Below are 15,147 nucleotides of genomic sequence, written 5' to 3'. Positions count from 1 at the left end.
ACCCCTTGGCGGGGTCGGGCCGGTCGCCCGGCCCGGCCCCGCCACGGCTCCCGCTCCGGCCACCCAGGACGGACAAACGACGCAAGAACAGGAGGGGGGACAGGAGATGCGCGTCACCCTGCTCACCGAGGGGACGTACCCGCACCAGCACGGCGGTGTGAGCGTCTGGTGCGACCAGCTCGTTCAGGGCATGCCGGACGTCGACTTCGACATCGTCGCCGTCACCGGGACCGGCCAGGAACCACTGGCCTGGGAACTGCCCGCCAACGTACGGTCGGTCACCACCGCACCGCTGTGGGGACCCGCCTCGGAGGCCCGACCGCCGCGCGGCAAGGAGATGCGGCGCTTCCTCAACGCGTACGAGCGCTTCCTGCACTCCATCCTCGACCCGGTCTACACCACCCACTTCGGCACCGAGCTGTACGGCTTCGCCGACCTCGCCCGGCGCGGCCTGCTCAGCCCCGCGCTGCGCAGCGAACGCGCCCTGCGCACCCTCCAGCACGTGTGGACCCGCGACTACCTGCCCACCGCGGTGTCCCGGCCCACCCTGCACGACGCGCTGAACGCCACCGACCTGCTGGAGCACGCGCTGCGGCCGCTCTCGGTCAACCCGCCCACCGACGGCGTCGCCCACGCGGCCAGCGGCGGCCTCGCCACCCTGCCCGGGCTGATCGCCGCCCAGCAGTACGGCGTACCGTTCCTGCTCACCGAGCACGGCATCTACCTGCGCGAGCGCTACCTCGGCTACCGCACCGGCCCGTACCGCTGGCCGGTCAAGGCGCTGCTGCTCGGCTTCTACCGGATGCTCGCCGAGGAGAGCTACCGCCAGGCCGCGCTGGTCACCCCCGGCAACCGGTACAACCGGCGCTGGGAGGAGCGCGGCGGCACCCCCTCCGCCCACATCCGCACCGTCTACAACGGCGTGGACCCGGCCGCCTTCCCGCCCGCCGGGCCGGAGCCCGAGACGCCGACCCTCAGCTGGGCCGGCCGGGTCGACCCGATCAAGGACCTGGAGACGCTGATCCGGGCCTTCGCCATCGTCCACCGTGAGATCCCCGAGGCGCGGCTGCGGCTCTTCGGGGGCACCCCCAAGGGCGGCGAGGCGTACCGGGACGGCTGCATAGCCCTGGCCGCCGAGCTCGGCGTAGCCGACTCGGTGGCCTTCGAGGGCCGCGTCGCCGACATCACCGACGCGTACGCGGCGGGCAACGTGGTCATGCTCTCCAGCATCAGCGAGGGCTTCCCGTTCACCCTGATCGAAGCCATGTCCTGCGGCCGCGCGACCGTCTCGACCGACGTCGGCGGCGTGCGCGAGGCGGTCGGCGACACCGGGCTGGTCGTCCCGCCGCGCGAGCCCGAGCCGATGGCGGCCGCCGCCATCGAGCTGCTGCGCGACCCCGCGCGCCGCGCCCGGCTCGGCGAGGGGGCCCGGCTGCGCGTCATCGAGCAGTTCACGCTCCGCCAGAACATCGACGGCTTCCGGGGCATCTACACCGAGCTCCTGGGCACTGCCCGCTGGATGCCCGGCGGCGTGGTCGCCGTCACCGACGAGGTCCCCAGCCCGGACTGGGAACCGCGGCTGACCGCCGTGCCGCCCCAGCACAGCGAGGTGGGCGCGTGAGCGAGCGAGCCATCGAGAGGTGCGTGTCCCGCGAAGCGGCCGCCGAGCGCGGCGAGGTGGGCGGCGTGAGCGAGCGAAGCGAGCGAGCCATCGAGAGGTGCGTGTCCCGCGAAGCGGCCGCCGAGCGCAGCGAGGTGGGCGCATGAGCGGTCCGATACGCCTCGTCCCTGACGAGGGCGGTTCCGAGCGGACGATGCAGCTGCGCACCCTGCCGCTGAAGCGCCGCCGCCCCGCCGAGCCCGACCCCGCCGAGCAGCTCGGCCTGTCCGACGACCCGCTGGACGAGCTCGCCGAGCGGCTGCGCGACATCTGCGCCGACGCCGTCCACCCGTACGAGATCGCGGCCTTCCTGGAGTCCGACGGCCTCTCCGACGAGCAGGCCGCCCTGCTGTACGGCCGCCCCGACGCCTTCACCGTCGCCGAGGAGCTGTTCGAGAAGGTCGAGCGCCGCTACCCCGGCCCGAGCTCCGAGTTCGCCAACCCCTGGCGGGCCGACCCCTGGCGCTGCGTGGTGCGCGGCCTGGTGTTCGCCCTGCCCGGACTCGGCTACCTGCTGGGCGCCAACCTGTTCGCGACCACCCGGATGCGCTTCGGGCTTCCCTCGGGCATGCTCGCGCTGTCCATCGCCACGCTGGTCAGCTGGGGCTTCAACCAGGCCCTGGCGCACCGGGCGTACCGCTGGCTGGGCCGGCTGCGCCGCCGGGAGGCCGCGGTCTGCCTGGCGATCGGCGCGCCGATCGGCGCGCTGCTGGCCTCCGCCGCCGCGTACGTGGTCGGCGGACCGCTCGGCGCCCTGTGGTTCGCCGCGGGGCAGTCCTGCTACCTGGCCGCGGCCACCGCCCTGCTGGTGCTCGGACGGGAGAAGTTCCTGCTGCTGGCGCTCGCCCCGGCCTCGGTCGGCGCGGGCGTGGTGCTGGCGGTCGACGTCCCGGAGCTGGTCCGTACGGTGGTGCTGCTCGCCTCGGTGGCGCTGGCGGTCGGCCTGGCCGTCCGGGAGCTCCTGGTCGCGGCCCGCGGCGGCGAACGGGACGGCGTGGAGCTCAGGCTGCCGATCCGCCAGGAGGTCCCGCACCTGCTGTTCGGACTGGCCTGCGGCGCGCTCACGCTGATCGCCGGCCTCGGCGAGACCATCCACCAGGCCGTGCACGCCGCCTCCCACGTGGCGCACGCCCACCCCGGGCACGCCCACGCGGTGGCGGAGGTGAAGACCACCCCGACCGGCCCCGCCATGATCGCGCTGACACTCAGTCTCGGCCTCGCCGAGTGGCTGCTGTTCCGCTACCGGGCGATGGCCGTGGCCGCACTGCGCACCAGCCACACCACCGGGCAGTTCACCCGCCGCACCGGCGGAATCCTGCTCGGCTGCCTGTTCATCTACCTCACCACCGTGGCCGCGCTGGACGCCGCCGCGACCGTGCTGTGGCCGGGCGCCCCGTCGCTCGGCGTGCCGCAGCTCGGCGCGATGCTGCTCCTGGGCGGCTCGCTCTGGCTGGCGCTGCTGCTGAACGCCTTCGGGTTCAGCTGGAGCACCGCCCTCATCTGTCTGGCCGCCGCGGTCGCCGAGAGCGTCGGGCTGCTGACCGGTGCGGACCCGATCGTCCTGCAGCTGATCGGCTGCGGGACGGCCGCACTCGTCCTCACCGCCACCGCCGGGCCCGCGCTCGGCCGCACCACCCAACACCGCTGACACCTCAGCCCCGCTGAGTGCCAGCCTCCACCGAGAACACCATCGGCCGACTGTCACGGGACGTTCGGCCGCTCCCGAAATCGAGAAAGCGAATCCGCATGAGCAGCGTCGCGGTTACCGGAGCCGAGGGCTTCATCGGCTCCCACCTCGTCGAGACCCTGGTCGCCGACGGGCACCACGTCCGCGCGATGGTCCAGTACAACTCCTTCTCCTCCTTCGGCTGGCTGGAGACCCTGTCCCCGGAGGTGCTGGACTCGGTCGAGATCGTGCTCGGCGACGTCCGGGACCCGGGCTCGGTCAACGGCCTGGTCAAGGGCACCGAGGCGGTCTACCACCTGGCCGCTCTGATCGCGATCCCGTACTCCTACCGCGCCCCCCACTCGTACGTGGACACCAACGTCACCGGCACCCTGAACGTGCTGGAGGCGGTGCGCCACCTGGAGATCCCGCGTCTGGTGCACACCTCCACCAGCGAGACCTACGGCACCGCGCAGACCGTGCCGATCACCGAGGACCACCCGATCAACACCCAGTCCCCGTACGCCGCCTCCAAGGCCGGCGGGGACCGACTGGCCGACAGCTACCACGCCAGCTTCGAGACCCCGGTCGTCACCCTGCGCCCGTTCAACACCTTCGGTCCGCGCCAGTCGATGCGCGCCGTCATCCCGACCGTGATCGCCCAGGTGGCGGCCGGCCAGACCGAGATCACCCTCGGCGACCTGCGCCCGACCCGCGACTTCATGTTCGTCAAGGACACCGCCAACGCCTTCCGCACGGTGGGCACCGCGCCCGCCGAGACGGTGGTCGGCCGGACCTTCAACGCCGGCACCGGCGGCGAGATCTCGGTCGGCGACCTGGTCACCCTGGTCGGCAAGCTGATGGGCGTCGACCTGCTGGTGAAGGAGGACGAGCAGCGCATCCGTCCGACCAACTCCGAGGTCATGCGCCTGGTCGCGGACGCCACCCGGCTGCGCGAGGCCACCGGCTGGGCCCCGCTGTTCAGCCTGGAGCAGGGCCTGGAGCAGACCATCGAGTTCTTCCGCGACCCGGCCAACCTGGCGCGCTACAAGACCGACATCTACAACGTCTGACCGCCGTAACGATCATGCTCGTCCTGGTCTCCGGGATTCGTGTCCTACACATCCTTTCCGTGGGGGAAACACCATGCACGCAGTGATCCTGGCCGGCGGTAAGGGCGTCCGCCTCCGCCCGTACACCACCGCGCTTCCCAAGCCGCTCGTCCCGATCGGCGACCAGCACGCGATCCTGGAGATCGTGATGCGCCAGCTCGCCGCCGCGGGCTTCAAGACCGTCACCCTGGCCATCGGCCACCTCGGCCACATCATCCGCGCCTACGTCGGCAACGGCTCGCAGTGGGGCCTGCGGGTCGGCTACGCCGTCGAGGACAGCCCGCTCGGCACCATGGGTCCGCTGCTCACCATGCAGGACCGGCTGCCGGAGCACTTCCTGGTGATGAACGGCGACATCCTCACCGACCTGGACTTCGCCGGGGTGCTCAAGCACCACGAGGCGTCCGGCGCCCCGCTGACCATCGCCACCTACGCCCGCCAGGTGAAGATCGACTTCGGCGTGCTGACCACCGACTCCGGCACCATCACCGGCTTCCAGGAGAAGCCCAGCATCGACTACCGGGTCTCGATGGGCGTGTACGGAGTCTCCCGCGCGGCGCTCGCCAAGTACACCCCGGGCCTCCCGCTGGGCTTCGACGAGCTGGTACTCGACCTGCTCGCCGCCGACACCCCGCCCGCCGCCTACGACTTCGGCGGCTACTGGCTGGACATCGGCCGCCCGGACGACTACGACCGGGCGAACGCCGAGTTCTCGTCGATCCGCCCGGTCCTGATGCCCTTCGAGTCGGCCGCCACCGTGCCGGGCGTCGCGGAACTGCCGGTCCCGGCCTCCCGCACCGCCCCGGACGACGCGGCCGAGGAGCCCGCCGCCGTGGGCGCCGAGAGCGACGGACGGGCCGCGTGAGAATCCTGCTGCTCGGCGGCGACGGCTTCCTGGGCCGTCACGCCTCCGCCGTCCTGCGGTCGCTGCCCGGGGCCACCGTGCTGACCGCGGGCCGGCGGCCCGCTCACGACCTCCGGCTGGACCTGGGCACCGCCCAGGCCGGCCCGCTCGGCGAGGAACTGGCCGCGCTGGCCCCCGACGTGGTGGTCAACTTCGCCGGCGCGGTGGCCGGCAGCGCGGTCAAGCTCGCCGAGGTGAACGCCCGCGGTCCCGCGGTGCTCTGCGAGGCCCTCGCCCTGGGCACCCCGAAGGCCCGGCTGGTGCACATCGGTTCGGCCGGCGAGTACGGCGTCTGCGCGGAGGGCGAGTCCCTGACCGAGCAGGCCGACGCCCGCCCGGTCGGCGTGTACGGCGCGACCAAGCTGGCCGGCTCCCTCGCGGTCGCGGGCTCCCCGCTGGACGCGGTGGTGCTGCGGGTGTTCAACCCGGTCGGCCCGGGCGCCCCGGCGGGCTCGCTGCCCGGCCGGCTGGCGGCCGAGCTGCGCCGGGTGGCGCCCGAGGGCGCCGACGGCGTGGTCACGGTCGGGGACCTCTCCGCCTACCGGGACTTCGTGGACGCCCGGGACATCGCCAGGGCGGTCGGTCTGGCCGTCTCCGCCGACCGTCCGCTCCCCCGGGTGCTCAACCTCGCCTCCGGGCGGGCCCAGCCGGTCCGGGCGATCGCCGACGGCCTGGTCGCGGCGTCCGGCTTCACCGGCCGGATCGACGAGAGCGGAGCGGGCTCCGAGCGCTCGGCCGGGGTCTCCTGGCAGCAGGCCGACGTGTCGGCCGCCGCCCGGGAACTCGGTTGGCACCCGGAGACCGTCCTCGCCGACACCCTGCGCGACTTGTGGCTCGACACCGACGGGCCCGCGTCGACCCCGGTGGTCGCATGACCGCCGGGACCACCCCCGACGGCCGCCTGCTGGTGCCGCTGTACGTCCACCCCGCGGTGGACCCGGCGGCCTGGCAGGCGGTCGCCGCCGCCGACCCCGCCCGGATCGCCGCCGTGGTGCTCAACCTCGCGGACGGTCCCGGCGAGGTGCCGGACCACGTCTTCGCCGACGCGGCCGAGGAACTCCGCGCGGCCGGACTGCCGTTGGTCGGCTACGCCGACACCGACTACGGCCGCAGGCCGCACGCGGCGGTGGTCGCCGACATCCTGACGTACCGCCAGCGGCACGGCATCACCGGCGTGTACCTCGACCAGGTCGCCACCCACCCCGGCGCGCTGGCGCACTACCGACGGCTCGCGACGGCCGCCCGGGCGGCCGGCTGCGGCACCGTGGTGTTCGGCCACGGCGAGCACCCCGATCCCGGGTACGCCGAGGTCGGCCTCGCCGACCTGCTGGTCACCTTCGAGGGCGACTGGGACGCGTACCGCGCCATGACCCTGCCGCTGTGGACCGGCCGCCACGCGGCCTCCCGCTTCTGCCACCTGGTCTACGACGTCCCGGCCGAGTCCGCCCAGGACGCCGCCGCACTGATCACCGCCCGGCGAGCCGGCGTCGGCTGTGCCGTACCGGGCGCCGGGGAGAACCCCTGGCGCACCCTGCCCTACGGTCTCACCGCCGCTGAACTGACCTGACCCGATCCGGAGTTCGACTACCGTGAACCGCCGTAACCGGCTGCTGCCGGCCACCATAGCCTTCGCCACCGTCACCGCCCTGCTGGTCAGCTCGTGCAGCAGCTCGGGATCGGAGGACGACCAGGACCCGGCCGACGGCACCCCGAGCAACTCGCCCGCGGCCACCGCGCCGAGCACCCCCGGCGACGGCTCCGCCACCCCCGGCACACCCAGCGCCCCCGGCACCACCTCGGCCCCGGGCACCCCGGGCACCACCACCGCCCCGAACACCCCGGGCACCCCGGGCACCCCGGGCACCACCACCCCGCCCGGCAGCACCGCCCAGCCCCCGGCCGGCGCCCGCTGGCAGCCCACCCCGGGCCTGGCCTGGCAGTGGCAGCTCGGCGGCACCGTCGACCAGTCGGTGGACGTACCGGTCTACGACATCGACGGCTTCGAGAACGACGCCTCGGTGGTCGCCGCGCTGCACGCCAAGGGCCGCAAGGTGATCTGCTACATCAACGCGGGCTCCTGGGAGGACTTCCGCCCCGACTCCACCGCCTTCGCCAAGGCCCTGCAGGGCTCGGACACCGGCTGGAAGGGCGAGAAGTGGTTCGACATCCGCAAGCTCGACCAGCTGAAGCCGCTGATGGCAGCCCGCTTCGACATGTGCAGGAGCAAGGGCTTCGACGCCATCGAGCCGGACACCATCGAGGCCTACAACCAGAACAGCGGCTTCCCGCTCACCCCTGACGACCAGCTCGCGTACAACCGCATGCTGGCGAAGCTCGCGCACGACCGCGGCCTGGCCATCGGCCTGAAGAACGACCTGGACCAGATCCCCGCGCTGCTGCCGGACTTCGACTTCGCGGTCAACGAGGAGTGCTCGCAGTTCGACGAGTGCGACCGCGTCGCACCGTTCGTCAAGGCGGGCAAGGCGGTCTTCCACGTCGAGTACAAGCTCGACACGGACCAGTTCTGCGCCAAGACCAAGGCGCTGGGCTTCAGTTCGATGCAGAAGAAGCTCGACCTCAACGCCTGGCGCAAGCCCTGCTGAGGACGGACTCTCCCGTCGCGCGGGTGGCTCGGAGCGGAGCCACCCGCGCGAGGGTCACTTGACCGCCAGCCAGACGACGGCGCCCAGGACGACCAGGGCGACGACGGCGACCAGCGCGATCACGCCGGTGCGACCGCCGCTCTTGCTGCTGCTGCCGTAGGTGGAGACGGAACCCGGTGCCTGACGCGCCGGGCTCTCGTCGACGAACGCCCGGAACATCTGGGTGCTACCGGCGGGGTCGTAGTCGTTGTCAGCCATGGCACGGACTCTAACGAATCCGCCCACCTCAGGCACACCCCGGACCCCTCTCCCGCCCGACGGACCACCCGGGCGTGCGACAGCGGCACGACGGGATCGTGAAATCCGCGTGACCGACGGAATGCACTGCCGCGCAAGCGGGTTGACTGCGGGCATGACCACCGGAAACCACAGCCGGGTCCGCCTCGGCACCTCCGACCTGTCCGTCCACCCGCTCTCCCTCGGCGGCAACGTCTTCGGCTGGACGGCCGACGAACAGCAGTCCTTCGCCGTGCTGGACGCCTACGCGGCGGCCGGCGGCAACTTCGTCGACACCGCCGACTTCTACTCCGCCTGGGCCCCCGGCAACACCGGCGGCGAGTCCGAGACGGTGATCGGCAACTGGCTGCGCACCCGCGGCAACCGCGACGACATCGTGATCGCCACCAAGGTCGGCCTGCACCCCGAGGCGAGCGGCCTGGGCGCGGCCACCATCAAGGCCGCCGCCGAGGCCTCGCTGCGCCGCCTGGGCGTGGACCACATCGACCTGTACTACACCCACCGGGACGACGACACCCCGGTCGAGGAGTTCGTGACCGCCCTGGACGAGCTGGTCCGCGCCGGCAAGGTCCGGGCGGTCGCCGCCTCCAACATCTCCGCCGAGCGGCTCGCCGAGGCACTGGCCTTCGCCGAGCGCGAGGGCCTGACCAAGTACGTCGCGGTCCAGCCGCACTACAACCTGGTGTCCCGCGCCACCTTCGAGGGCCCGCTGGCCGAGGTGGTCGCCGAGCACGGCCTCGCCACCGTGCCGTACTACGCGCTCGCCTCCGGCTTCCTGACCGGCAAGTACCGCCCGGGTGGCACGGGCGTCGACAGCGCCCGCGCCGAGGGCGCCGCCCGCTACCTGGCCGAGCCGCGCGGCCCCAAGGTCCTGGACGCCCTGGACTCGGTCGCCGCCGACCACGGCGTCGAGCCCGCGAGCGTCGCCCTGGCCTGGCTCGCCGCCCGCCCGACCGTCGCCGCCCCGATCGCCAGCGCCCGCACCGTCGACCAGCTGCCCCCGCTGCTGGCCGGCGCGACGCTGGAGCTCACCCCTGCGCAGACCGCGCTGCTGGACGAGGCCTCCGCCTGAGCACACGACCGGGCCCCCGGACAGCACGCCGCTGTCCGGGGGCCCGGTCGTGCTCCGCGGCTACGGCCGCCCGAAGTGGGTCGGGTAGTAGCCCGGGCTGGGCGTCGACACCCGGACGGCCCTGCCCGGCCGCGGCGCCCGCGCAGGCACATCAACGGATGGTCGGGGCGGTCGGCGCAGCTCAGCGCCGCCGGACGCCGGATCCACGGGCGGACACCCGGCGGGCGATCGGCCCGATTCCGGCGAGCACCAGCAGCCCCCGGCGAGCAGGCCGTGCCTGCGGGGCCGACCGGCCGCCACCACCACGGCCGCCGGGGGCTCGGCCACCCGGCCCGGACGCCCGCCCTGCGGAGCGGGGGCCGCGGCGGGCCCGGCGGTGGAGGCGGCGTCCGGAAGCGAAACGGCGCTACGCGGCGACGGGGCAGAGCCCGCGGGTACAACGGGCACGGACGGCACCACCGGCGGGACGACGACCGGCAGCAGCCCCGGCGGAACGGGCCGGACCTCCGGGAGTTCGGTCGGGCCGGAGGGCTTCGGCGAGGACGCCACCGACGCCGTCGCACTCGCACCCGCGCCCGCACCCACACCCGCGCCCGCCCCAACCACCGCCGTAGCAGCGGGAGTGGAAGCGGGAGCCGGCCGGGACGGCAGGGCCGAACCGCCGGTCGCCGCAACCGGGGCACTCGGGCTGGGCCCCGCCGGGGTCGGCACCGCGGCCGCCACCCGCACCCGTACCGGGTCCGCCGCGGCTCCGTTCCCCGCCGGGTCGGTCACCGTGACGGTCAGCCACTGCTCCCCGTCCGCCAGGTCCCGGTTGGCGGTGCAGCTCCAGCTCCCGTCCAGCGCCGCCGTCACCCCGCACAGCACCGTACGGTCCCCCGGCCCGGCACCCGCCCTCGCAGCCGCCGTGACCAGCACGTCCGCCCCCGGTTCGGCCCGCCCGGCGAGTTTCGGCCGGCTGACCCGCAGCACCTCCCCCGGGGCGGGCGAGCCGAGCACCGGCTTGTCCGGCGGCACGGTGTCCACCACCAGCGCGACCGGCTGCCCCACCGTCCGGTTCCCCGCCGCGTCGACCGCGGTCGGGGTGAGCCGGTGGGTGCCGTCCGCCAGGTTCTCGACCGGCAGACAGGACCACGCGCCGTCCGGCCGGACAGCAACGCTGCACAGGTCGGAGGAGGTGGTCCGGTCGCCGACCGAGACGGTGCTGCCCGCCTCGCCGGTGCCGGTGAGCCGCAGCGCCGGATCGTTGGTGTGGGTGGGGAGGGTGAGCAGGGGCGCGGCCGGCGGGGCGGTCTTCACGGTGACCTTGACGGTCTCGCCGCGCAGCACCACGCCCCCGCCGGTGGTCTCCGCCGGGGTCAGGCCGTGCGCCCCGGCCGCGAGCGCCCCGGCGGGCCGGCAGGACCAGTCGCCGCCGCGCTCGACCCCGGCCCTGCACAGCGTCCTGTCGCCCTCCCGGACCTCCACCGACGCACCCGGAACCGCGCCCTCGCCGCGGACCTGCGGGCGGGCGTCGGCCAGTACGGTGCCGTCGACCGGTTCGGCGATCTCGGGCCGCGCCGCACCGACGGTGAGCCTGATCCGCTGGTCGGAGACCTGCCCCGAGTCGGCGAAGCCGCCGGAGGGGACGAGCTGGCTGGTGTCGCGGCCGATCCGCAGCCGGGCCCAGGTCTCGCCGGAGGCTGCGCCGGGCGGCACGGTCCACTCCAGGGTCGCGGTGTCGGCGCCGGCCGGGATCTCGGTCTGCACCCGCTCGGCGGGCTCGAACCGGCCGTTGTGGTCGAAGTCGATCCAGCCGGCCAGGGTCGCGGGCTGGTCGCCCACCGCGACCGGGACGCTGAGCCGGTAGTAGTGGCCGACCGCGGCCTCGTCGGGGAAGCCGATCGAGGGGTCGGCGCCCTGGTACTCACCGCGGCCGGGCCGGAGCCTGGGCGGCGGCTGACTGCCGGCGGGGCGGGTGAAGGGGTTGCCGCGCCGCACGGCGCCGTGGTCGAGCTCGACCATCGGCTCGCCGTCCGCGGGGCCGCCGGGCCGGGACCGGTCCCGATGGGAGGGGGTGGTGGCGTCGGCGCCCAGGAAGAGGTCGGAGACCACGTGCGAGGCGTTGCCGTAGGACTGCGGCGCGGTGCCGAGGTCCTCGTCCACCGTGACGGTGAAGGCCTGGCGCAGCGCGGGCGGGGCGGTGGCGCTACCCGCCCGGGCGGTGCAGCGCTGCTCGATCCGGAACACCGCGGTGCGGACCGTCCCGGCGAGTTCCAGGGTGCCTTCGGCGGCGGAGCCGGCCGTGCCGTCGGAGGAGCCGTCGGCCCCGTCGGGGGCGAGCGAGTCGCCGTCGACCGTCCAGCCGGGCCAGTCGGTGCGGCGGACCAGGGTGGGGGCCGCCGGTGCGCCGCCGGTGAGGGAGAGCCGGACCGCGGTGCTGGTGGTGCCGGATTTCCCGGCGGCCACGGCGGCCAGTCCGCTCAGGTGCAGCCGGGGATTGCGGACCGGCCGGGAGAAACCCAGCCGAAGAGTACCGACGGTGCGCCAGGAACCGTCCGCCTGCGGATGGTCGGGGGTGATTCCGAAGGTCTGGGCCGGGTCGCCGGGGTACATTCCGTCCGCGTACACCATTGCGGAATGTCCCCCTCCGGAACGGTCCGCCAGTTGGCCCGGCCCGGCGTTGACGCCCGTACCGGGTGCGGCCGCGAAGTCGAACCGGACGGCGAGCCCGGACGGCAGCACCGCCCGGCGCTCCCCCGACCAGGCGTCAGGGGACTGCTGCGCGGCCGAGAACGGTGCGTTCCAGCCGGTCAGCGCTCCGACCGTGAGAACGGCCAGGGCGGCTGCCGTGCGGGGAAACCGTAGGCCCATCCGGCCCTCCTTCACGGTCGGCTGCCGGGGAGGCGGGCAGTCCGGGCACAAGATCCGACAAAACGGAACCACGACCCCGGACCGGTCATACCGCGACACCTGTCGTTCCGGCCGCGTCCCACCCGTTCGGCAGCCCTCCCGACAGCAGAACGGGATGCACCCGAACGGCTGTGTTCCACCCATTGGCCGGCGATGGATCCCGCCCGAACGACCGGACCGCCGGAACGGCCGAGAACCGGGGACTCCGGCCGATTCGCCGGACACCGGCGTCCGACCAGGCGTACCTCGTGATCGCCCGGATCATGACCGAGGCCGCCGGCGACGTCCCGGATGATCAACCGCACCGACCCGGGGTGACCCGCGTCACGGAGGGGCCGGGGCCGGGAAAACGGAAAAGCCCCCGGCCGGTGGCCGGGGGCTTCTCGCTGGTGCGCTCAGCAGGATTCGAACCTGCAACCTCTTGATCCGTAGTCAAGTGCTCTATCCGTTGAGCTATGAGCGCAAGGAACGGGCGAACCCGATCTTGCGGAGTTTGGTGCGCTCAGCAGGATTCGAACCTGCAACCTCTTGATCCGTAGTCAAGTGCTCTATCCGTTGAGCTATGAGCGCTCGCCCTGTGGACGTTGTCCTCGGGGCGTTGCGGGGACAACATTACATGACCTGCGACGTAGGACGAAATCGATTGATCCGGCCCCTCCGGGCCGGCTGGCGATCACGCCCCGGACATGCAGAAGAGCCCCGCCGACAAGATCGTCGACGGGGCTCCCGGCTGCGGAGGCTGAGGGATTTGAACCCTCGATCAGGAATAACCCCGAAACCGCATTAGCAGTGCGGCGCCATAGACCGGACTAGGCGAAGCCTCCCCACATGGACCGCACCCGCGCGAAGCGGACCCGTTCCGTGTGTCAGTGATGATGCCACAACCGTGGGGCTCGGCACCAACCACCGCCAACGTTACTAGGCGGGTCGCCCCCGCCGCAAAGAAGAATGAGATACTGCCGACTCCGGAGGAGCTGCCCTGAGCCGAGGAGACCTGTCGACGTGAGCAGCAGGCCGATCCGAGGCGCTGCTCGCCTCGACGCCATACTCGACGCCCTGCCCGACGCGTTGTTGCTGGTGAACAGCAACGGCACCGTCGTGGACGCCAACAGCGCGGCGGTCCAGGCGCTGCAGGCGCCGGGCACCTCGCTGGTCGGCATGGGCGTGCTCGGCCTGCTGCCCGAGTTCGACCCCAGCCGCATCCCCGGCTCGATGCGCCCGGCCACCCGCGACGGCGACGCCCTCGACCGCCCGGTCCGGATGACCGCCCACCGCACCGACGGCACGACCTTCCCGGTCGAGGTCTCCGGCAACGACTTCGCCACCGACGGCGGCGAGGGCTACGGGCGCTCCCCGTACGACCCCTACCGCGACGGCCCCCGCGCCTCCTCGTCCTCCGACCTGCTCCTGCTGCTGGTCCGCGACCTCTCCGGACGGCTGGGCGTCGAGGCCGAGCTGCGCCGCCAGCACAAGCAGACCGAGATGATCCTGCGGGCCGCCGCCGAGGGCGTGCTCGGCGTGGACCTCGAAGGCCGCTGCGTCCTGGTCAACCCGGCCGCCGCGCACATCCTGGAGTACCGGGCGAGCGAGCTGGGCGGGCGCGAACTGCACCCGCTGATCCAGCACTCCCGGGCCGACGGCACCCCGCTGGCGCTGGAGGAGTCCGCACTGCTGGACACCCTGACCTCCGGGCGCAAGCACCGGGTGCGCGGCACCGTGCTGTGGCGCAAGGACGGCCGCCCGGTCACCGTCGACCTCACCACCGCCCCGGTCCGGGACGGCGACCAGCTGGTCGGCGCGGTGATGACCTTCACCGACCGCAGCCGCGAACTCGCCCTGATCGCCCGCAACGAGCACCTCACCGCCGTCCTGGAGAGCGAGCTCGGCGGCGCGCTGAGCGCGCTGAACCAGCGGCTGGACCGGCTCGCCGCCGACCCCGCCGGACAGCTCTGGCCGGAGGCCAACTGGACCCTGCGCCGGCTCGCCGACGAGTGCCGCCGGTTCGGGAAGCTGATCGACGGGGTGCTCGAACACCAGCGCTCCGAGGCCGGCGAGAACGGGCCGGCCGAGGGCAGGGACGCGAAGGACGGCAAGACCGGGCGCCAGGCCGAGCAGCGGGTGCCGGTCGGCCTGGACAAGGTGGTCCGCCGGGCCGTCGAGGAGGCCGGCGAGCTGGTCGGCCCCGGCCGGGTGCGCTTCTCGGTGCACGCCGCCGCGGTCGAGGTGATCGCCGACGAGCGGCGGCTCGCCCAGGCGCTGGCCCACCTGGTCGCCGACGTCAGCGGCACCGGCCTCTCGCTGGACCCGCCCGTCGCCCCCTCCCCCGGTCTGGCCGTCCCCGGCCTGACCACGCCCGGACTGGGCGGCCCGCCCACCCCGGCCACGCCCGCCGAACCACCGACCGTCGTCCTGGCCGCCGCCCAGCGCGGCGAGGTCGCCCGGGTCGAGATCCGCGGTCCCGGCATCGGCGGCAGCGCCGTCCACCTGCCGATAGCCCGCGCGGTGGTCGAGCGCCACGGTGGCGTGCTCCAGCCGCACGAGCTGCCCGGCAAGGCCGGGACCACGTACGTGGTCGAGCTGCCGTTGGACCCGGTCGCCGCGAAGGCCGCCGCCGAGCGCGCGTCCGCCGAGGGCCGCTCCGACCGGCCCAAGGAGACCGACAGCGCCGTCCTGCCCGAGCTGCCGGGCATCCCCCCGCTGCCCAGCAGCGGCGACGTCGCCGAGGACACCGGGAGCACCCCGACCGCCGCCGGCGCCCCGGCCGGACCGAGCGGACCGGACGGCCCGGGCGACGAACGGCCCGCCCGCGCCCCCGAAGCCGAGCAGGCGCCCACCGAGGAGCCCCCGGCCGAGCGCCGCGGCCGCCGCGGCCGCCCGCTGTCAATGCCACCCCACCTGTGGTTCCCCCGTAAGGATGGTGGATACTGTGCTTGTGAACGTG

General features: G+C 74.0%; 11 protein-coding genes, 3 tRNA genes and 1 pseudogene. 10 read left to right on the top strand and 5 right to left on the bottom strand.

What is annotated here, in order from left to right:
• The first annotated feature begins 106 nt into the window (after window positions 1-106).
• The 8 genes and pseudogenes from pelF (at window position 107) to HS99_RS29865 (ending at window position 7,945) form a co-directional block, all read left to right on the top strand.
• Window positions 107-1,621, top strand: coding sequence for a GT4 family glycosyltransferase PelF (pelF, locus tag HS99_RS29895; RefSeq protein ID WP_046386937.1), 1,515 nt, complete (start codon window positions 107-109; stop codon window positions 1,619-1,621).
• On the top strand, window positions 1,618-1,767 hold the full coding sequence (locus tag HS99_RS45365) for a hypothetical protein (RefSeq protein WP_157846550.1): 150 nt from the start codon (window positions 1,618-1,620) through the stop codon (window positions 1,765-1,767). The genes pelF and HS99_RS45365 overlap by 4 nt, the downstream gene beginning before the upstream one ends.
• Complete coding sequence (locus HS99_RS29890; protein ID WP_030278480.1) at window positions 1,764-3,308, top strand: hypothetical protein; 1,545 nt, start codon at window positions 1,764-1,766, stop codon at window positions 3,306-3,308. Before HS99_RS45365 ends, HS99_RS29890 begins: the two co-directional genes overlap by 4 nt.
• Before the next feature lie 98 nt (window positions 3,309-3,406).
• Entirely contained in the window at window positions 3,407-4,399 is a 993-nt protein-coding gene (locus HS99_RS29885) for an SDR family NAD(P)-dependent oxidoreductase (RefSeq protein ID WP_030278478.1), read from the top strand.
• Window positions 4,400-4,472: 73 nt separating this feature from the next.
• Window positions 4,473-5,174 (top strand): annotated as a pseudogene (locus tag HS99_RS29880) (nucleotidyltransferase family protein); the annotation flags it as partial.
• A gap of 125 nt (window positions 5,175-5,299) precedes the next feature.
• Window positions 5,300-6,217 (top strand): NAD-dependent epimerase/dehydratase family protein, encoded by a 918-nt coding sequence (locus HS99_RS29875; protein ID WP_046386938.1) that lies wholly within the window; start codon window positions 5,300-5,302, stop codon window positions 6,215-6,217.
• Complete coding sequence (locus HS99_RS29870; protein ID WP_030278471.1) at window positions 6,214-6,909, top strand: spherulation-specific family 4 protein; 696 nt, start codon at window positions 6,214-6,216, stop codon at window positions 6,907-6,909. Before HS99_RS29875 ends, HS99_RS29870 begins: the two co-directional genes overlap by 4 nt.
• A 22-nt stretch (window positions 6,910-6,931) precedes the next feature.
• Window positions 6,932-7,945, top strand: coding sequence for an endo alpha-1,4 polygalactosaminidase (locus HS99_RS29865; protein WP_030552004.1), 1,014 nt, complete (start codon window positions 6,932-6,934; stop codon window positions 7,943-7,945).
• A gap of 54 nt (window positions 7,946-7,999) precedes the next feature.
• On the opposite strand, the gene HS99_RS29860 is transcribed toward HS99_RS29865, so the two are convergent.
• Window positions 8,000-8,203 carry a hypothetical protein gene (locus HS99_RS29860; RefSeq protein WP_030278467.1) on the bottom strand — a complete coding sequence of 68 codons (204 nt, stop codon included), beginning with the start codon at window positions 8,201-8,203 and terminating at the stop codon, window positions 8,000-8,002.
• A 154-nt stretch (window positions 8,204-8,357) separates the two neighbouring features.
• Here HS99_RS29860 and HS99_RS29855 point away from each other — a divergent pair, with 154 nt between their 5' ends.
• Window positions 8,358-9,314 carry an aldo/keto reductase gene (locus HS99_RS29855; RefSeq protein ID WP_030278465.1) on the top strand — a complete coding sequence of 319 codons (957 nt, stop codon included), beginning with the start codon at window positions 8,358-8,360 and terminating at the stop codon, window positions 9,312-9,314.
• A gap of 60 nt (window positions 9,315-9,374) precedes the next feature.
• Here HS99_RS29855 and HS99_RS29850 read toward each other — a convergent pair whose 3' ends face one another.
• From HS99_RS29850 to HS99_RS29835, 4 genes are all read right to left on the bottom strand, one after another.
• Window positions 9,375-12,167, bottom strand: a complete 2,793-nt coding sequence (locus HS99_RS29850; RefSeq protein WP_030552006.1) for an Ig-like domain-containing protein — start codon at window positions 12,165-12,167, stop codon at window positions 9,375-9,377.
• 426 nt (window positions 12,168-12,593) lie between these two features.
• Window positions 12,594-12,669, bottom strand: a tRNA-Arg gene (locus HS99_RS29845).
• Between the two features lie 31 nt (window positions 12,670-12,700).
• Window positions 12,701-12,776 (bottom strand) — tRNA-Arg (locus tag HS99_RS29840).
• A 163-nt stretch (window positions 12,777-12,939) separates the two neighbouring features.
• Window positions 12,940-13,030, bottom strand: a tRNA-Ser gene (locus HS99_RS29835).
• Between the two features lie 178 nt (window positions 13,031-13,208).
• Between HS99_RS29835 and HS99_RS29830 the strand changes: the two genes are divergently transcribed.
• The coding region (locus tag HS99_RS29830; RefSeq protein ID WP_141763846.1) for a PAS domain-containing protein at window positions 13,209-15,147 on the top strand (1,939 nt) is incomplete at its 3' end.

Source organism: Kitasatospora aureofaciens, assembly GCF_001188955.3.
GTDB lineage: Bacteria > Actinomycetota > Actinomycetes > Streptomycetales > Streptomycetaceae > Kitasatospora > Kitasatospora aureofaciens.
Note: the sequence above shows the minus strand (reverse complement) of the source record. Positions and strands in the feature narration are given on the sequence as shown.